Genomic DNA, 18,892 nt, shown 5'->3' with positions numbered 1-18,892 from the left:
GGCGGCGCGGCCTCCGGGCCGCTGCCTGCCGGCGGCATGGCGCGGGTAGACAAGTGTGTGACGTTTTCGTGACGCTTCGGATCGCGAAGCGTCTGCACAATCGACGCTGCCGCAGCGATCCCCAGGAGCCCTCCATGCCGAAATCCGTCCGGCGCCTTGCCGCCGCCAGCCTCGCCCTGTTCGCCTTCGCCGCCTCGGCGGGCGCCACCGACTTGGCGCACTGGCCGCCCGAGGCGGCGCGCAAGCTCGACGCGATGATCGCCGCCCACGCCAATCGCGGCGACTACGCGGTATTCGACGCCGACAACACCACCTACCGCTACGACCTGGAGGAATCGCTGCTCCCCTACCTGGAGCAGAACGGGCGGCTCACGCGCGAGACGCTCGATCCCTCGCTGAAGCTGATCCCCTTCAAGGACACGCCCGACTACCGCGAATCGCTGACCAGCTACTACTACCGGCTCTGCGAGATCGACGACCTGGTCTGCTATCCCTGGATCGCCCAGGCCTTCTCGGGGCTGTCGCTGGCCGAGCTGAAGACGCAGATCGACGCCATGCTGGCCACGCGCAAGCCGATCCCGATCCGCTACTGGAGCGGCGACAAGGTGGAGGAGGGCACGGTCGAGCCGCCGCGCTTCTTCACCGGCATGCAGGAGCTGTACAACAAGCTGCGCGAGAACGGCATCACCGTCTACGTGATGACGGCCGCGCACGAGGAACTCACGCGCATGGTGGTGGCGGATCCGAAATACGGCTACAACGTCAAGCCGCAGAACGTGATCGGCGTGACCACGCTGCTGCGCGATCCGCAAACGCAGGCGCTGACCACCTCGCGGATCCAGATCCGCAAGGGCGACTACGACGAGATGCGCAACCGCTCGCTGGTGATCACCCCCTACCTGATGAACCCGATGACCTGGTACGAGGGCAAGCTCGGCTCGATCGTCGGTTATATCGACCAATGGAAGAAGCCGGTGCTGGTGGCCGGCGATACGCCGATATCCGATGGCTACATGCTGCTCAATGCCACCGACGTCGAACATGGCGGCGTGCGCGTCTGGGTCGACAAGAAGGACAAGAACCTGAAGGAGATGCGTCGCTGGCGGACGGAAGCGGCGGCGCGGCAGAAGGCGCTCGGGCAGCGCGTGACGGCCGATCGCAACTGGATCGAGGTGAAGCCCGACGCGATCCAATAGGCCCGCGCGCCACGACAAGGCGCCTGCTCCCCATCCTTCCTCGCTTCACCTGCAAGCGCCGGCATGCCGGCGCTTGTTCGCTTCATCACCTTCCCCATCGATATCACCGGCCTGCCCAGGCCGCGTCGCCACTTCGTTCGCTTCGATTTGGTAACCGTAAAAATATACTTTGACAGGTTACCAATGGCGATGCTACGTTACGCCCACGGTTGATCGACATGACCCGGGAAGCGCCCCGCATCGGGCTGGGCGCCCCTCGTTTCCTCACTTTCAGAAGGCAGACATCACCATGACTACCGCGGTCGAAATCGTCCAGAACTTCTACGCGGCGCTGGAGCGCGGCGACGCGCCCCAGGCGCTCGCGCTGATGGCCGACGACATCGAATGGACCACGATGTGGCATTACCAGGTGAAGGAGCGCGGGCCGCAGGCGGTGGCCGAGGGCTTGCTCGCGCCGCTGATGGCCGAGTGGTCGAGCTTCCGGATCGCGCCCACCGAATTCGTGAGCGAGGGCGAGACGGTGGTATCGATCGGGCGCTTTGTCGGCACGCATGGCGCGACCGGCAAGACCGCCGACGCGGGTTACGCGCATGTCTGGACGGTGCGGAGCGGCCGGATCGCGCGTTTCCGCCAGTACATCGACACCAAGGCCGTGGCCGACGCACGCATCTGATCCGATCGACACGATCGGGACCGCTGGATTGCAATCTATTTGCTTAGGAGTATGGATGAACAAGAATCGAACGCCGCTGAAGCTGCTGGCCCGGCTCGGCGCAATGCTGGCGGCCGGCGCACTGGCCGGCGTGCTCGGTACCTCGGCTGCCTCGGCCGAGCCCGCCACGACGCCCTCGGATGCCTCGACCACCACCTACCACCGCGTCGAGTTGGACGGCGTCGGCGTGTTCTATCGCGAGGCGGGGCCGAAGGATGCGCCGGTGGTCGTGATGCTGCACGGCTATCCGTCGTCGTCGAAGCAGTACGCATCGCTGATCCCGCTGCTGGCGACGCGCTACCACGTGATCGCGCCGGACTACCCCGGCTTCGGCGAAAGCGATGCACCGCCGCCGTCGCGCTATACCTATACATTCGATCACCTGGCCGAAACCACCAATGCCCTGCTCGAACAACTCAAGCTCGGCCGCTACACGCTGCTGATGCAGGACTATGGCGGCCCGGTGGGCTTTCGCATCGCCGAGGCGCATCCCGAGCGCGTGCGTGCCCTGGTGATCCAGAACGCGAATGCCTACCAGGAAGGGCTCGGCAAGAACTGGCAGGCGATCGCCGGCTACTGGGCCGATCGCGACGCGCATCCCGAGGTGCTCGACAACTTCACCTCCTTCGTGCTGACCCGCAACCGTCACATCATCGCCAGCCCGCATCCCGAGCGCTACGATCCGCAGGCCTGGCTCGACGAATACGCCTTCCTGTCGAAGCCGGGCGAGCGCGAGATCCAGGGCGACCTGATCTACGACTACCGCAACAATGTCGCCGCCTACCCGCGCTGGCAGGCCTGGCTGCGCGAGCACCGGCCGCCTGCCCTGGTGATGTGGGGCCGCTACGATCCCTCGTTCCTGGTGCCGGGCGCGCTGGCCTATCGGCGCGACCTGCCCGATGCGCAGATCCACGTGCTCGACGCGGGCCATTTCGCGACCGACGAGCAGGTCGACCGGATCGCCCAGCTGACGCTGGCCTTCCTCGACACGCTCAAGGACTGAAGCCGGGACGCCCGGCGCTTTCGCCCTGCTCGATTTTCTCCTACAGTATCGTGGCCCCGGCGACCGCGCGCCGGGGGAGCCCGCAACATCGACAACAACGAAGAGAGAGCAGAGGCGATGAATACCAGCAAGCGTGGCGACCACCTGTTCGCCGCCGGATTGCTGAAGGCAATCCGGGACGTGGCGGACATGATGATCCGCTCGAAGATCGGCGATACCAGCGAGGGGCGCGTGCTGCATGCCAGCGTCGCCTCCCTGCAGCGCAGCCTGACGGGCGGCGCCTTCGATACCACCGTCAACCGGGGCCGGATCGTGACCGGCTCCGATCCGCATTCGGTCGCCTTCGGCCGTGCCAGCCGCGATTTCACCCAGTCGATGAGCAGCCTGGTGTTCGTCCTCGAGCACCGGCGCGATCTGGGCTCGGAGAAGGACCAGGCCAAGCGCAACGAGCTGGTGATGCAGGCCGCCAGGCTGGTGGCCGACGCCAAGCTGTACGCGGAACTGGCCGTCAAGCGGATGTTCGATGCCGCGATCGATCCCGAGGTGCTCAAGCAGATCACCCAGGGCGCTGGCGACAAGCCGCGCGATACCGAGATCGCGAACGCGCGTTCCGCGCTGCAGCAGGTACGCGGGGCGATCCTGGCCGGTATCGGCAAGATGTGAGCGCGCCGGCGGCCGGCGCCCGCGCCGGCCGTTCCAGGCACGCGCTTGCGGGCTTCAGGCCGCCACGCGCGCGGCCTGCGCCGCCAGCGAAAGCCGGATCCCCTCGGCATACGGCGTCTTGCGGATCGGCCCGATCAGCTTCTGCAGGGCCGTGTCGTCGAGGATCAACGGCTCCGTCATCAGGTAGTTCATCTCCACCAGCTCGCGCATCATCGGGCTGAACAGCCCCAGCACGCGCAGCATGGTCTTGTTCGCCACGCGCAGCTTCAGCTTGCGGCCGGTCTGCCGCTCGATCTCGTTGAGCAGGACGCGCTGGCTGGTGGTGCCCGCGCCGGCCAGGTGCCAGATCCGGCCATAGGCGGCGGGCGTGTCGAGCAGCCGTTCCACCACCGGCCCCACGTCGGGCACGAACACGAATTCGTGGTCGCGATCGAGCGGGCCCAGCAGCTCGGCGGTGCTGCCCTCGACAGCCGCGCGGATCGCGCCGTGCAGCATGCTGGCTGTCACGCCCGGGCCGTAGAAGTCCGGCAGACGCAGCACGGTCGCCTCGATGCGGCCCTCGGCGTGCGCCTCCATCAGCAGGTCCTCCTGCGCCTTGCGCATCCTGCCCTTGAACGTGTGCGGCTCGCGTGGATGATCCTCGCGCACCGGGTTGGCCTGCGCCCGTCCATAGGGGTAGACGGTGCCGATCAGCACGATGCGCTTGACGCCGGCCGCCACCGCGCCGTCGATGGTCTTGCGCATCAGGGCGGGATGCAGTTCGAACTGCCAATAATTGACGCCGACCAGGTAGACCAGGGTGTCGATGCCCGCCGCGGCGGCCTCGATCGAGCCCGGCGCATCCGGATCCCAGGTGGCGATCTCGGCGAGCGGATCGTCGCCGAAGCCGGCTTGCAGGGCCGCGGCGTTGCGGCCGACCACGCGATAGGGACGCTGCGAGGCGCGCAGCGCGGCGGCGATGCTCTGGCCGATGGCACCGGCGGCGCCGAACAGGGCGATTTTCGACATATCGAGGCTCCTTGTTGTCGGCGGCCCGGTGCCGCCTTCGATGCCCTGCAGTGTGGTCTTCCCGCGCCTGAATGAAAATTGGCTAATATCGTGGCTCATCCATACATAAATGCATACCATGAGCGACGCTGAAGCGGGCCAGGCGGCAAGCCGCGAGCCCAACTGGGAGTGGTACCGCAGCTTCCTGCAGGTGCTCGACACCGGCTCGCTGTCGGCGGCGGGGCGCGCGATGGGCCTCGCCCAGCCCACCGTCGGCCGCCATGTCGAGAGCCTGGAGGCCGCGCTGGGCCTCACGCTGTTCACGCGCTCGGTGGACGGCTACGCGCCCACCGACGCCGCGCGCGAGCTGCAGCCGCACGCGGCGGCCATCGCCGCCTCGGCCGCCGCGCTGCGGCGCGCCGCGAGCGGCCATGGCGACGGCGTGCGCGGCACGGTGCGGATCACCGCCAGCGAGGTGGTGAGCGTCGAGGTGCTGCCGCCGATGCTGGCCGCGCTGCGCGAGGCGCATCCGGCGCTGCGCATCGAGCTGATGCTGTCGAACCGCGTCGACGACCTGCTGCACCGCGAGGCCGACATCGCCGTGCGCATGTTCCGGCCGGAGCAGGCCGCGCTGCTGGTGCGCCGCGCCGGCAGCATCGAGATCGGCCTGCATGCGCACCGGGCCTACCTCGCGCGGCATGGCACGCCGCGCACGATGGCCGAGCTGTCGCGTCACACGCTGATCGGCTTCGATCGCGAGACGGCCTTCGTGCGTTCCCTGAGCCACCGCATCGCGCCGCTCACGCGCGAGGATTTCGCGCTGCGCACCGACAGCGATCTCGCGCAACTGGCGGCGATCCGCGCCGGCTTCGGCATCGGCCTGTGTCAGGTGGCGCTGGGCGCGCGCGATCCCGAGCTGGTGCGCCTGCTGCCGCGCGCGATCTCGCTGACGCTGGACACCTGGGTGGCGATGCACGAGGACCTGCGGCGCAGCGCGCGCTGCATGGCGGTGTTCACGGCGCTGGCCGAGGGCCTGGGCCGCTACGCGCGCGGCACGGCCTGAACCGGCGGCGCCGCATGGCGGCGATCCGGCGAGCCTGCCGGAATTCGCGGCCTGGCGCATGATGCGTCATGGCCCGGCAGCGTGGTCCGACACTTACAGGCTGTCAGTTCGCCGTCCGCGCCGCGCGGGACTGCGATCTCATGCGAAGCTGGCGCGCGGGCGGTTGTTCTTGCTACGCTAGCCCCGCTGGCCCGGCCGGTGCGAGGCGCGCCGATCCGCCCCCCCAACGCCTGCCGGGGCCGCGCCGGATTCGATGAGGACATGCGTCGGGAACACGACGCTCATGAAAGGAGACATGCGATGTGGTTCGTCGGAAAGAGCGAGCTTCTCTCGCTGATTGAAAAGAATTGCCTGGAAGACGTGATGCCCGCGTTCAGCGATCATCGGGCGCTGCGCAAGAACGCCGTGGTCTATCGTCCCGACGAACGCAGCGACTATGTCTACCTGCTCAAGGTCGGCCACCTGCGGCTCTACCGCATCACCGAGGACGGCCAGGAGATCACGCTGTCCTTCATCAAGGCCGGCATGATCTTCGGCGACGGCGACGTGCTCAACGAAGCCGGCTACTCGCACTACGCGCAGACGCTCACCGACTGCCGCATCTGCTACATCAACAAGGCGAATTTCCGCGACCTGCTCGATCGCTACCCGGTGATCAGCCGCTTCGTGCTGCGCAGCCACCACCAGCGCTGGCAGGAGGCGCAGCGCCTGATCGAGAACCTCTCGCTGCACGACGTGCGCAAGCGCCTGGTCAATATCCTGTCGATGTTCGCCGGCCAGATCGGCAGCCCCTTCGCCCACGAGGGCGGCGGCGGCGCGCTGCTGATCGACCTGCCGATCGCGCAGGACAAGCTGGCGGACTTCATCGGCACCTCGCGCGAGTCGGTCAACCGGCACCTGAGCGACCTGAAGGCCGAGGGCCTGGTCGACACGCACCAGCGCAAGATCGTGCTCACGCCGCTGTTCGTCTCGCGCCACCTGCCCGAGCTGGACCTGCCGGCCATGCCGCCGGTCGCGGCCGGCGCCGCGCTGGCGAAGCCGGCCTATCGCGACGAGATCAAGCCCAGCTCAGCCAACGCTTGAGACGCGTTCGCGCCCGGCCAGCGCCTGCCTGAGCGCTGCCACGCCGCTCGCGGCGCTGGACAGCACCGGCACGCGCAGCGTGCCGAGCGAGGGCTGCAGCCGCGCCATCGACACCTGCGCGAGCACGATCACGTCCACCTGCTCGGCCAGTTCCAGGATGGTCTGCTTGAGGATCGCGTCGTGGCCCACGGTGTCGCCGGCCAGCAGCGCCTCGAAGGCGGCTTCCGCGACGCGCTCCACCACCCGCGCCTCGCGCGCGGCCTGCTGCGCCTTCTTGCGGATCAGGCGCACGGTCGGCTCGAGCGTGGTCGGCACGGTAGCCAGCACGCCGATGCGCGGCCCGATGCGGCTGGCCTCGTCGGCCATCGCCTCGTCGATCTTCGCGATCGGCGTGTCGATCATGCCGCGCAGCACGTCCACCGCCTCGCCCACCGAGGAGCAGGCGTTCAGGATGTAGTCCGCGCCCATGGCCTGGGCGTTCGCCATGTAGGTATAGAGGCGCGCGGTGACGGCCGGCGTCAGGTGGCCGGCGGCGCGCACGTCGTTGAGCAGGCTGTCGTCGACGATGTTGATCATGCGCGCGTCGGGAAGCTGCTGCCTGAACTGGTCCTTGAGCGGCTGCACCGTGACGGGGCCGGTATGGATGACGACGATGGTGGTCATGTTGTCTGCGATTCCCTTGAATGATCGATATGCCGGGTGCGTGGCTCAGGCCGTGGCGGCCGCCATCACCCGTTCCTGGCTGGCCTCGTCGCGCGCGAAATCGCCGGTCACGCGGCCTTCGCGCACCACCAGGATCCGGTCGCTGATGGCCAGCACTTCCTGCAGGTCCGAGGAGATCGCGATGATCGCCACCCCCTGTTCGGCGAGGCGCGCCAGCAGCGCATGCACCTCGGCCTTGGCGCCGATGTCGATGCCGCGCGTGGGCTCGTCGACGATCAGCAGGCGCGGCCGGCGCGCCAGCCATTTCGCCAGCACCACCTTCTGCTGGTTGCCGCCGCTCAGGTTGACCACCTTCTGCTCGATCGACGGCGTCTTCACGCCGAGCTCGCGCACGAACTCGCGGCATCGCCGCGCTTCCTCGGCATGCCTGACGAACTGCCAGGGCGAATAGGATTCGAGATGCGTGAGGCTGAAGTTCTCGCGGATGCTCATGCCGGCCACCAGGCCCTGGCCCTTGCGATCCTCGGTGGCGAAGCCGATGCCGTGCGCGATCGCGTCGTGCGGGCCGCGGATCGCGACGGGCCTGCCCGCCACGCGAACCTCGCCCGAGGCGGGGCGCATGCCGAAGATCATCTCCATGATCTCGGTGCGCCCGGCACCCACCAGCCCGGCGATGCCGAGGATCTCGCCGCGATGCACGCGAAACGACACGTCGCGCACCCAGCCGGGCGCGCCCTGGCGCGAGCGCATCGACAGGCCTTCGACCTCGAGCACCACCTCGCGCGTCGCGTGCGAGGCCGATTTCGCGTAGAGCTCGTCCAGCTCGCGATCCACCATCTTGCGCACCAGCCAGGCCCGGTCCACCGCGGCCATCGGCGCGTCGGCCACCGTGCTGCCGTCGCGCAGCACGGTGACGCGATCGGCCAGCTCGAACAGTTCCTCGAGCCGGTGCGAGATATAGACGACGCCGATCTCCCGCGCGCGCAGCCTGGCGATCAGCTCGAGCAGCAGGCGCGTCTCGTGATGGCTCAGCGAGGCGGTGGGCTCGTCCATGATCAGGATGCGGGGCTGGCAGGACACGGCCTTGGCGATCTCCACCATCTGCTTCTGGCCCACGCTGAGCTCGCCCACCAGCCGGCGCGGGTCGATCGTCATGCCGATGCCGGCCAGCAGTTCGCGCGCCTCGCGATTCATGCGCGCGCGATCGACGAAGCCGAGGCGGTTGAGCGGTTCGCGGGCGAGGAAGATGTTCTCGGCGATGCTCAGGTTGTCGACCACCGACAGCTCCTGGTAGATGATGCCGATGCCCAGCGCGCGCGCATGATGGCTGTCGGCCAGCACCACCGGGCGGCCCTCGACGGCGATCGTGCCGCCCGCGTCGGGCTGCAGCACGCCGGTCAGGATCTTCATCAGGGTGCTCTTGCCGGCGCCGTTCTCCCCGGCCAGCGCCAGCACCTCGCCGCGCGAGACGTGCAGGCTCACCTGGTCGAGCGCGCGCACGCCGGGGAAGGTCTTCGAGATCCGGCTGACTTCGAGGTAGGGTGTCATCGGCTGCCTCGCGCCCGGCGCTCGCGGCGGGCTCATTTGCTGTAGCTGCCGAGGTTGTCCCTGGTCACCACCGTCACGCCCGTGTCGATGTCCTTGGCGCCGGCCTCGGTGCCTTGTATCTGCGCATACAGGTGCTCGACCGCGAGGCGGCCCATGGTCACCGGCCGCTGCACGATGATCCCCTGGATCAGGCCATCCTTCACGCCCTTGACGGTATCGGGCAGGTCGTCGAAGGCCAGTACCTCGAGCTTGCCCTTCTGCGCGCCGAACTCGCGCGTGGCCAGCACCTTGGCGACGGCCGGGCCGCCCACCTGGCTGACGCCGAAGATGCCCTTCAGTTGCGGATGGGCGCGCAGCGTGGTCTCGACCACCGAGACGCCGCGTGCGAGATCGTCGTCGGTGCCCTGCGTCTCGACGATCCTGATGCCGGGATACTTGGCCAGCTCCTGCTTGATGCCGGCGATGCGCTCGTTGAGGTTCACGGCGCCGAGCTGGCCGGTGATGATCGCCACCTCGCCGCTGCTGCCGATCGCGCGCGCCATGGTGGCCGCCATGGTCGCGCCGGCCGCGACGTTGCTGGTGCCGATGTACATCGAGCGCCCGCTGTTGGGCGAATCCGAATCGTAGGTCAGCACCTTGATGCCGTTGCGCTGCGCCTGCCGGATCACGCTCTCCACCGACTTCGGCTCGTTCACCGAGATCGCGATGCCGTCGACGTGCCGCGCCATCAGGTCCTCGATGATGCGCACCTGGGTCGAGCCCTGGGTGTTCTGCGGCACCACCCACTGGTACTGCACGCCGAGCTTGTCGGCCGCGCCCTTGGCGCCGGTGTTGCAGTCGTCGAAGAAGGGCACGGCGACCTTCGGGATCACGGCGATCGAGATGGATTTCGCATCCTTGGCCGCGGCCGCCTGCGCGGCCAGGCCGCCCAGCGCGGAAGCCGCGAGGAGGATGCCCAGGCCCTTGGCCAGGGTGGTGCGAAGCAGACCGGATTTGCTCATGGTGTGTCGAGAAGGAGGGAAGGGACGTTCAGGGATGCGCGACCGAATTCATCGCGCCTTGCGGCGCAGCCGCCAGATATCGATGCTGACCGCGATCAGGATCACGCAGCCGGTGATGGTTTGTTGTGCGTAGGTATCGATGTTGAGCAGCACCACGCCGTTGGCGATGATGCCGGCCAGCGCGGCGCCGATCACCGCGCCTTCCACGCTGCCGATGCCGCCCGACAGGCTGGCGCCGCCGATCGCGGCGGCCGCGATCACGTCGAGCTCGGCGCCGAAGCCGGCGGCCGGCTCGGCCGACACGAAGCGCGAGAAGCTGATCACGCCGGCCAGCGCCGCGATGGTGCCCGACAGCAGGTAGACCAGGAACTTGACGCGCCGCGTGCGCACGCCGCTCAGGTGGGCGGCCGTCTCGTTGCCGCCGGTGGCGTAGACGTGCCGGCCGAAGCGGGTCCGGCGCATGATCACGGCGAAGCAGGCGGCCAGCGCGGCCATCACGATCACCGGGAACGGGATGAAGCCGAGGTAGCCCTGGCCGAGGAAGGTGAAGCCGTCGGGCACGTCCGGCGTGACCGGCACGCCCTTGGTGATGATGTACATCAGGCCGCGGCCGATGCTGAGCGTGCCGAGCGTGGCGATGAAGGGCGGCAGCTCGATGCGCGTCACCAGCAGGCCGTTCACGGCACCGGCCAGCATGCCCGTCACCAGCCCCGCCGCCACCGCCGCGAGGCTGCCCAGGCCGTGCTGGAAGGCCAGCGCGGTGACCAGCGAGGACAGCCCCATCACCGAGCCGACCGACAGGTCGATGCCGCCCGTCACGATCACCAGCATCATGCCGATCGCCATGATGGCCGTGAGCGAGAAGGAGCGGAACACGCCCATCAGGTTGTTGGTGGTGAGGAAGTACGGCGAGAACAGGCTGATCAGCACGCCGACCGCGATCAGCACCGCGAGGATGTTGAATTCGCGCACCCCGAGGCAGGCGCGCAGCAGGGCCGGCAGGCGCGCTTCGCGATGGGTGTCGAGGTGGCTGGGAATGGCTTTCAACGCGGGTCTCCTGGATCGTGCACGGCTGTCGTTCGTCGATGCGGCAAGCATACGAGCAGGTCCGAACGGGAAACTGTGACGCCCGTCATACAAGCGGATCGGGGTTGTCCCGGAGGCGAGGGGCGCCAGGCGCGGGCCGGGCCGCGCGCGATCCCGACAAGCCGGGCCGGGCTATGACGGACGTCACAGATTTGCGGCGGCTTCCCTCGCTAAGCTCTGCGAAGCGGCGAACGCGTGGGCGCTCGCCATGTGACCCCGATCTGAAGGAGAGCAGCAGATGACGAAGCGCGTGATAGTGACCGGCGGCAGCGGCCTGGCCGGGAAATGGGTGGTCGAGAACCTGGTCGAGCACGGCCATGAGGTGATGAACCTGGATCGCGTGCCGATGCCCAAGCGCACCGCGCGCACGCTGATCACCGACATCACCGATGCCGGCCAGGTGTTCAACGCGCTGGCCTCGAGCACGGCGCCGGTGGAGTTCGCCGATGACCTGGAGCCGAAGCCGATCGACGCGATCGTCCACTTCGCCGCGATCCCCCGCATCATGGTGACCCCCGACAACGAGGTGTACCGCATCAACGTGATGGGCACCTACAACATCCTCGACGCGGCCGCGAAGCTGGGGATCCGCAAGGTGATCCTGGCCTCCAGCGAGACCACCTACGGCGTGGTGTTCGCCCATCGCCACCGCGATCCGGCCTATTTCCCGCTGGACGAGGACTACCCCGTCGATCCGATGGACAGCTACGCGACCTCGAAGGTGGTCAACGAGGTGACCGCCAAGGCCTTCCAGGCACGCACCGGCGCCGACATCTACTGCTTTCGGATCGGCAACGTGCTCGACCCCGAGGACTACGCGAAATTCCCGGGCTGGCTGAAGGACCCGGCCCTGCGCAAGCGCATCGCCTGGAGCTATATCGACGGGCGCGACCTGGCCGAGGCCTGCCGGCTCGCGATCGAGACCGACGGGCTCGGCTTCGAGATCATGAACGTGGCGGCCGACGACGTGTCCTCGGACCTGCCGAGCCGCGTGCTGCTGGAGCGCTATTACCCGGGCGTGCCGGTCAACAAGCCGATCGGCGAGTTCCAGACGCTGCTGAGCAACGACAAGCTCAAGCGCCTGCTGGGCTGGCGCCAGCAGCATCAATGGCGCGAGGAAGTGAAGCGCTTCGCCTGAGCGGCCCGGGCCGTGCCGCCGTCATCGTCGTGACAACAAGCTGTCGTAATCTCGACACTTTTTACGGGCGAGCCCTCGCCCCTTCCGACGATGTCGATCACGGTTGATTTTCCCGCGCCGGTGCGCGACTGGATCCTGCAGAACCTGACGCGCGGTGTCGACGCGCAGGCGCTCGTCAAGGAGCTGGTCGGGCACCAGAGCGCGCCCGAGGTGGCGGCGGCGATGGTCGAGGCGGTCACCGCCGCGCTGATGTACGGCACGCCGCTGCCCGCGGACAAGCTGGAGGTGGGCGGCGCGCGGGCCGGCTACGAGCCCGCCGCGCTGCGGGTGCCGGCCGGGCCGCTGATCCGGCTCGGCCAGCACGAGACACGCGTGCTGCTGCGCCTGCAACGGCCCGCCGCGGTGCTGCTCGACGGTTTCCTCAGCGCCGGCGAATGCAGGCAGTTGATCGAGCTGGCGCGCCCGCGCCTGAACCGCTCGACGGTGGTCGATCCGGTCACCGGCCGCAACATCGTGGCCGGCCATCGCAGCAGCGACGGCATGTTCTTCCGCCTCGGCGAAACCCCGCTGATCTCGCGCATCGAGCAGCGCATCGCCGCGCTGACCGGCTTCCCGGTCGAGAACGGCGAGGGCCTGCAGATGCTGCATTACGAGGCCGGCGCCGAATCGACGCCGCACGTCGACTACCTCGTGCCGGGCAACCCGGCCAATGCCGAATCGATCGCGCGCAGCGGGCAGCGCGTCGGCACCCTGCTGATGTACCTGAACGATGTCGAGAGCGGCGGCGAGACGCTGTTTCCGCAGGTCGGCTGCTCGGTGGTGCCGCGGCGCGGCCAGGCCTTCTATTTCGAGTACGGCAACGGCAGCGGGCGTTCCGACCCGGCCTCGCTGCATGCGAGTGCGCCGATCGGCTCGGGCGACAAGTGGGTGGCCACCAAGTGGATCCGCACTCAGCGCTTCGTGCCGCGCATCGACGCGGCCGAGCCGGGCATGAAGTAAGGCAGCGCCTGCGCCGCCAGCCTCGCGCGGCCGGCTCGGGCCGCGCGGGCAGGAGCGGGAGGCGGGCGCGCCGGCCCGCCTTGCCGCCGCCGGGCCGGCTTCAGCGCTGGAAGATCTCGTCGGCGACCCAGCCCTTCGGCGTGAGATGCATGCCTTCACGCAACTGCTGCGTGCCCTGGCCCTCGATCACGCGCTGCACCATCGGGTAGACGCGCAGGAAATCCGGGTTCTTCGCGAACGGCGCCGGATCGATCCTGTAGGTGTAGAGCACCGAGGTCATGGTCTCGCCGTTGCGCTGCACCGGCTTCTCCCAACCCACCACCTTGTCGAGCGTGAGCGTGGCCACGCAGAAATCGGCCGGGTGCGTGACGCGCGTCATCGCGGTCGCGGTCACTTCCGGAATGTGCAGGTAGTACTTCTGGCCTTCGGCCGTCAACTGGTACTGGCGTGCATGCGCGACCAGCTTCTTGCCCTGGTCGTGGCCGTCCACCAGCATGTCCTTGCCCGTCACGATGCCGAGCTTCTCGAGCACCGGCAACTGCAGCGAATCGGCGCTGTGGCCGGCCTTGTCCTCGTCGGTCACGTAGATCGGCCAGTCGTACTTGCCCAGGCAGAGGTGGCCGCGCTTGGCGAGGAAGTCGTTGACGGCGGCCGTGAAGTTCTCGCGGCTGGCGTCCTGGGGGCTGGGGCTGGCGTGGACGGCGGTGGACAGCATCACGGCGAGCAGGGCGGCGGAAAGACGTTGGATCATGAGTGGCAAGCGGTTCGGAAAGTCGGGAAAAACGGCCCGGCCCGCCGCGCATCGAGCGGGCGGGCCGGGCGACAGGAGGTGCTCAGTTCACGCAGTCGCCGGAGCTCGGCGCGGTGGCCGGCGCCTGGTAGCCGTCGCTGAGCGTCTTCATGAAGCAGACCAGGTCGGCGATGTCCTTCTGCGAGAGCTGCGGCGCCGAGTGGAAGCTACGCGCCTGGGCGCCGTCGGCGGCGGTGGTGCCGCCCGCGTCGGTCTGGCCCTGGCCCATCGGCAGCTCCTCGTCGATGTTGCCGCGATAGTCGGCCGGCAGGTCGTTGAAGCGGTTGACGGTGGCGCCGGCGAGGTAGGTCGGCTGCAGCGCGAAGCTCGGGTTGCTGGTGGGCGCGCCGGTGCCGCCGGTGGCCGGGTACCAGTACTCGGGGTTGGTATCGCGCGTGTTGTAGAAGTTCACCACCTGCACCAGCGAGTGGAACACGCCGTTGTGGAAGAACGCGTTGCGGGTGGCCACGTTGCGCAGCGTCGGCACCTTGAAGCGGCCGCAATACGGGTCCGGCACGTTCACGCCGGTGAACGAATCGGGGCCGGCGCCGCTCGATGCCGTGCCGGGCACGTGCAGCGTCGCGTAGGGGCCGCACAGGCCCATGTCGAAGAAGCTCGCGTCCGCGTCGGCCGGGATCGGGTTCGGGTTGCCGGGGATCGAGGTGTCGTTGCGCGGCGCGCCGATCGCCTGGTAGGTGAAGTCCGTCATCAGGCCGGTCGAGCCGTTGAAGTTCGCGCCCACGTAGTGGCAGGCCGCGCAGCCGGCGCCCTTGCTGGTGTCGTTGAACAGTTGCAGGCCGTGCGTCTCGGCGGCGGTCAGCGTGCCGCCGATCTTGTTGCCGATGTAGAGGTCGAACTTGCTCGAGTAGGGCGCGAAGGATTCGTCCTCGTTCTGGTACTGCTGCAGCGCGTCGCCGATCGCGTTGAAGGCGCTGGTGGTGTTGCCGAACACCGCGTTGCCGTAGACCTGCTGGAACAGCGCGGCATAGGCGCCGTTCTGCACGGCCTTCACCACCGCGTCCGGCGAGCTGTTGTTCATCTCGATCGGGTTCAGCAGGGGCAGGGCCGGCTGGGTCGCCAGCGAGGTGGCGCGGCCGTCCCACATGAAGCCGCCGCCGGGCGCGTTCTGCGTGACGCCGTCGGGGTTGTCGGCGTTGTCGTTGTAGGGCGGCGTCATCGACTTGTAGCGCAGCGAGGGCACCGCGCGCACGCCGGCCTGCGACGGATCGGAGCCGAGCTGCACCGACAGGCTGTTCGGCGGCCCGTAGGCATAGGCCGGGTCGTGGCAGCTCGCGCAGGCCATGTTCTTGTTGCCCGACAGGGTCTTGTCGAAGAAGATCTTCTCGCCGAGCTGCGCCTTGGGGCTCAGCGTCGAGGCCGCGGTGCTGCTGCCGCCGGCCGGCGCGGAGGCGCCCGACGAGCCGGAGGCGCCGCCGCCGGACGAGTCGTCGCCGCAGGCAGCCAGCAGCGCGGTAAGTACACAGATCAATGCAAGAGATAGCGTGCGCATGGCGGTTATCTTCTTCTGGTCAGGCATTCGGTTTGTCGTTCGGCGCGGCCGGTCGCGCGAGGCGCGGTGCCGGGTGGCCGGACAGGGTCATCAACGAAATCGCCGGGCGTGCTCAAGGGCCTGCCCGGCTTCACTACGCAAGCGTTCGGAGCGGGGAGGGGCCGGCCCGTCCGGGCTGGCGCCTCCCCGCGGACGCGGGACTTACTGGATCGCCCAGATGTTGGTCTGGGTCTTGTCCGGACCCGGCTGGCGATTCGCTTCCTGCGTGTTGATGATGTCGGCAGGATTGAGCTTCTGCGTGTAGCCGGCAGGCGTGATGTACGCATGGTTCATCGGACGGACCGAGTCGAAGTGCGTATCGGCGCTGCTTGCCAGTTCCGGCAGGTTCAGGATGTTCTGCGAGATGAAGCTCTCCGTGTACTTCGCGCGGGCGAGGTAGGTGAACTCCTGGCCCGGTGCCGGGTCGGCGAGCTGGAACATGTCCTGCATCGTGCGGACCAGCGAGAAGTGGCTGTACGCGTCGCTATCCTGGATACCCTGCGGACCATGGTTGGTGATCACGCCGAAGATCGAGTTGCCGTGGCCGTGGTTGCCGTGGTTGTAGACCGTGGTCACCGTCGGCGTGTACGTGCCGTTGGCGAACGTGAGCGGCTCGGCCTTGCTGGTCTGCGACGGGTTCCAGCCGCAGCACGAGGTCGAGCTGCCTTCGCCTTCGTCGAACATCACGACGATCGCCACGTGGCGCTTCGGGTTGTTCCAGATCGGCGATGCCTGGATCTTGCTCACCACCTGCTGGACGTACGAGTCGCCGCGCTTGACCAGGTTGTCGTTCTTGCAGGTCGGATCGTTGCCCGTGCCGTGCATGTCGTCACACTGGTCCGGCACCACGAAGTTGATCGCGCCCACGTCGCCGTTCGCCAGGTCGGTGCTGAACTGGTCGAAGTTGTAGTTCTGCGGGACCGGGTACACCGAGGTGCTCTTGATCGCGTCGGCGTACTGCGTGCCGAAGATCGTGCGGTTGCTGGCGAAGAAGTCCGGCAGCGAACGCGCGGTCTGGTAGGCCATGCCCGGGTGGTGCTTGGTCTTGTACAGCGCGCTCGGCATCGCGATCGCCGGGCTGGTGATGCCGGCCGTCGTGGTGCCTGCCGCGCCGTTGTAGCCGGCCACCACCGCCGCGTCGGCGATGCTGTCGGTACGCACGTCCTGGCCCGGGTTCATCGACTCGCTGTAGGTACGCCAGTTCAGGCCCGAGTTCGTCAGCAGGGTGAACAGGTTCGGCGCGGTGATGTTATGCGCGGCGTTCGAGCCGGTCGGGCAGTTGCCGAAGCCGGACAGGTCGCCGTTGGCGTTGGCCGGAACGGCCGACGTCGAGACCAGCGGCTGGCCGTCCGATGCCGTGCCGCCCTTGAACGCGGCGTCCGTCAGCGACGAGGCATCGACGTTGCAGCCCCACCAGTTGTCGTCGGTGATGCCCCAGTCGTCCGCGCCGCCCAGTGCCGTGTAGTTCGGCTCCGACGGGTTGCCGGTCGAGTAGTAGGTGGTCGCCTGGTTCCACTTGCCGGTGGTGAAGTCGAGGTTGCCGGCGATGTACGGCGCGTCGCCCGAGCCTTCGATACCGATCGTGCCGCCCGTGGTGGTCCCGATCGAGCGGTTCTCGAGCATCAGGATGAACACCGCGTCGTAGCGCGGGATGCCTTCCACGTTGAAGGCGGCTTGCTGGGCCTGCGCGAAGGTGATCGGCGCCTGCGTCTGGGTCGGCGTCACCATCGTGTTGCTGCTGATGCCCTGCAGCTTCGCCAGCGAGGGATCGCCGCCGGTGACCGCGAGGTTGTCCGGGTACAGGTCGCCGCGATCGAGCTTGGTGGTCGCGTAGGTGTAGCGGTTGCTCAGCGCGTTGTCCTCGTAGAGGATCGCGGCCTGCTCGGCGCCCGAGAGCTTGCCGGCATCGGCGAGCACGTCGCCGGCCGGGACCGTGACGGACGAGGCCGCGTTGGCCACGCCGGCGCCGCTCAGGCGCGTGGCGAGATTGGCCTTCTCGGTGGCGTAGCTGCTGTTGTTCGCTTCGACCAGGCGCTGCACTTCGCTCGACATCGGGCTGATCACGATGTTCGCGCCCTGGTCGGCGACCTGGGCGGCGGAGGCGCGCAGCACCAGGTGGCTGGCCACGGCGCTGCCGGCGGCCGTGTTGGTGGCCTTGGTGCTGATGTCGGCGAGCAGTTGGCCGGTGGCGTTCGAGGCCACCTTCAGCGTGAACTGGCCCTTGGCGTCGGTGGTGGCGACCGGGTCGCTGCCATCGCACTTGCCGTTGCCGTTGACGTCGAGGCACACCGTCGCGCCGGCGTAGTAGCCGGCCTTGATGACCGGGTCGCCGTTGGTGCCGCCCGGCACGAGGGCCGAGGCGGCCACGGTGCCGGTGAGCGTCTTGGTCGAGGTGGTGGTGCCGCCGTTGCCGTTCGATGCGGAGGACGAATCATCGTCGCCGCCGCAGGCAACCAGCATGCTGGCTGCCGCGATCGAGGTCAGCAGGAGGGGAATGCGTAGCTTTGAACTAACCGACATTTTGGGGTCCCTGTGGGTTGATGAGTTCTTCTTGCGTTCTCACGAAAGCCGATCCGTGAACTTTTTGTCGGGGCGAATTATTGGAGCGGGCTATTTACGTTTTCGTGACAGGGATCGCCGGGGAATTCTGACTATTCGGTCATTTTTTAATAAAAAAGAAATAAAACGATCATGTGGATCGTAAGGTTTGAAATGATGTGAAGATGCGACTTATTACGAAGTGCTTTCCATTGTGGCGATGAGGCTTCCGGTATCGAGGAAGGCGGCTGCGGGGACCGTGGTGGGCGCGGGAAACGCATCGGTGATGCTGAATTTTCAGGGTTTTTGTCGGATTGCCGGGGACCGTCGCGCGCGACGATCGCTTCGACGGGCGCCGGGCAGGGCGATCGAGCGCGGCGTGAAGTATGAGGAAAGATGTCGAAATGGAAAGCTGTTGTTAATGATTGACGTGCGATTATTGAAAGTTTTTTGGGTCAGGGCGCGAATCAAATCGAGCCTGTAATTTTTCGCGAGAAAAGCAAAGAATCAGATTACGGACGATTACGTTCGGGGCTGGCGCCTGCCGGTTGCGGCACGGATCACGCCGATCGCGGTAGCGGCGGGGCGATGGACGAGGCGAGGCTGCCGGGTCGTCCTCGTCCTGCCCGCGCGGATTTTTCCCACCCGCCCGCCGTCTCGTTCGCGAGCGCTTGCCGATCGATCGGTGTCGATCGTGCCGGCCCGGCATCCCGCGATCCTCGATATCGAGCGCTGCCAAGCGGCCCGCATGCTTGGTCAGCAGTTCGAAGTATTGAACGCCGGCCGGCGTCGATGCTCGCCGCGCGGCAATCGCGGATCGCCACTTGCGCCATCAAAGCGATTCTTTGCATAATGCCGGAAAACATTTTAATG

16 protein-coding genes are annotated in these 18,892 nt (G+C 67.8%); 8 read left to right on the top strand and 8 right to left on the bottom strand.

The window, feature by feature from the left end; all coding sequences use genetic code 11:
- Positions 1-134: 134 nt before the first annotated feature.
- From F3J18_RS09605 to F3J18_RS09590, 4 genes are all read left to right on the top strand, one after another.
- Positions 135-1,196, top strand: coding sequence for a hypothetical protein (locus F3J18_RS09605; RefSeq protein WP_025097835.1), 1,062 nt, complete (start codon positions 135-137; stop codon positions 1,194-1,196).
- Between the two features lie 289 nt (positions 1,197-1,485).
- On the top strand, positions 1,486-1,869 hold the full coding sequence (locus F3J18_RS09600; protein WP_166912663.1) for a nuclear transport factor 2 family protein: 384 nt from the start codon (positions 1,486-1,488) through the stop codon (positions 1,867-1,869).
- Positions 1,870-1,924: 55 nt separating this feature from the next.
- Positions 1,925-2,911 carry an alpha/beta hydrolase gene (locus F3J18_RS09595; protein ID WP_166912662.1) on the top strand — a complete coding sequence of 329 codons (987 nt, stop codon included), beginning with the start codon at positions 1,925-1,927 and terminating at the stop codon, positions 2,909-2,911.
- Positions 2,912-3,028: 117 nt separating this feature from the next.
- Positions 3,029-3,574: a hypothetical protein gene (locus F3J18_RS09590; RefSeq protein ID WP_166912661.1), complete on the top strand. Its 546-nt coding sequence runs from the start codon at positions 3,029-3,031 to the stop codon at positions 3,572-3,574.
- Positions 3,575-3,628: 54 nt separating this feature from the next.
- Here F3J18_RS09590 and F3J18_RS09585 read toward each other — a convergent pair whose 3' ends face one another.
- On the bottom strand, positions 3,629-4,582 hold the full coding sequence (locus F3J18_RS09585) for an NAD-dependent epimerase/dehydratase family protein (protein ID WP_166912660.1): 954 nt from the start codon (positions 4,580-4,582) through the stop codon (positions 3,629-3,631).
- 109 nt (positions 4,583-4,691) lie between these two features.
- Between F3J18_RS09585 and F3J18_RS09580 the strand changes: the two genes are divergently transcribed.
- Positions 4,692-5,624 (top strand): LysR family transcriptional regulator, encoded by a 933-nt coding sequence (locus F3J18_RS09580; protein WP_166912659.1) that lies wholly within the window; start codon positions 4,692-4,694, stop codon positions 5,622-5,624.
- Positions 5,625-5,924: 300 nt separating this feature from the next.
- A complete protein-coding gene (locus F3J18_RS09575; protein WP_166912658.1) occupies positions 5,925-6,707 on the top strand; it encodes a Crp/Fnr family transcriptional regulator in 783 nt (260 codons plus the stop codon).
- Here the strand turns inward: F3J18_RS09575 and F3J18_RS09570 are convergent.
- From F3J18_RS09570 to F3J18_RS09555, 4 genes are read right to left on the bottom strand one after another with little or no spacing between them, the layout of a single operon-like run.
- Positions 6,693-7,370, bottom strand: a complete 678-nt coding sequence (locus F3J18_RS09570; protein WP_025097828.1) for an aspartate/glutamate racemase family protein — start codon at positions 7,368-7,370, stop codon at positions 6,693-6,695. The genes F3J18_RS09575 and F3J18_RS09570 overlap by 15 nt on opposite strands.
- Before the next feature lie 45 nt (positions 7,371-7,415).
- A complete protein-coding gene (locus F3J18_RS09565) occupies positions 7,416-8,918 on the bottom strand; it encodes a sugar ABC transporter ATP-binding protein (RefSeq protein WP_166912657.1) in 1,503 nt (500 codons plus the stop codon).
- Between the two features lie 32 nt (positions 8,919-8,950).
- Positions 8,951-9,919 carry a sugar-binding protein gene (locus F3J18_RS09560; RefSeq protein ID WP_172535059.1) on the bottom strand — a complete coding sequence of 323 codons (969 nt, stop codon included), beginning with the start codon at positions 9,917-9,919 and terminating at the stop codon, positions 8,951-8,953.
- Between the two features lie 48 nt (positions 9,920-9,967).
- Complete coding sequence (locus F3J18_RS09555) at positions 9,968-10,966, bottom strand: ABC transporter permease (protein WP_013691262.1); 999 nt, start codon at positions 10,964-10,966, stop codon at positions 9,968-9,970.
- Positions 10,967-11,243: 277 nt separating this feature from the next.
- Here F3J18_RS09555 and F3J18_RS09550 point away from each other — a divergent pair, with 277 nt between their 5' ends.
- Together F3J18_RS09550 and F3J18_RS09545 are read left to right on the top strand one after the other, a co-directional pair.
- The gene (locus F3J18_RS09550) at positions 11,244-12,143 is read left to right on the top strand and encodes an NAD(P)-dependent oxidoreductase (protein WP_025097825.1); all 900 of its coding nucleotides are present in this window, start codon (positions 11,244-11,246) and stop codon (positions 12,141-12,143) included.
- A 90-nt stretch (positions 12,144-12,233) separates the two neighbouring features.
- The gene (locus F3J18_RS09545; RefSeq protein WP_025097824.1) at positions 12,234-13,142 is read left to right on the top strand and encodes a 2OG-Fe(II) oxygenase; all 909 of its coding nucleotides are present in this window, start codon (positions 12,234-12,236) and stop codon (positions 13,140-13,142) included.
- 100 nt (positions 13,143-13,242) lie between these two features.
- Here F3J18_RS09545 and F3J18_RS09540 read toward each other — a convergent pair whose 3' ends face one another.
- From F3J18_RS09540 to F3J18_RS09530, 3 genes are all read right to left on the bottom strand, one after another.
- Positions 13,243-13,893, bottom strand: a complete 651-nt coding sequence (locus F3J18_RS09540; RefSeq protein WP_013691259.1) for a hypothetical protein — start codon at positions 13,891-13,893, stop codon at positions 13,243-13,245.
- Between the two features lie 82 nt (positions 13,894-13,975).
- Positions 13,976-15,442 carry a cytochrome c peroxidase gene (locus F3J18_RS09535; RefSeq protein WP_166912656.1) on the bottom strand — a complete coding sequence of 489 codons (1,467 nt, stop codon included), beginning with the start codon at positions 15,440-15,442 and terminating at the stop codon, positions 13,976-13,978.
- A gap of 201 nt (positions 15,443-15,643) precedes the next feature.
- Positions 15,644-18,001 carry an alkaline phosphatase family protein gene (locus F3J18_RS09530; protein ID WP_166912655.1) on the bottom strand — a complete coding sequence of 786 codons (2,358 nt, stop codon included), beginning with the start codon at positions 17,999-18,001 and terminating at the stop codon, positions 15,644-15,646.
- Between the last annotated feature and the right edge of the window lie 891 nt (positions 18,002-18,892).

The sequence above is a fragment of the Burkholderia sp. Ax-1720 genome (assembly GCF_011753035.1).
Taxonomy (GTDB): domain Bacteria; phylum Pseudomonadota; class Gammaproteobacteria; order Burkholderiales; family Burkholderiaceae; genus Burkholderia; species Burkholderia gladioli.
Note: the sequence above shows the minus strand (reverse complement) of the source record. Positions and strands in the feature narration are given on the sequence as shown.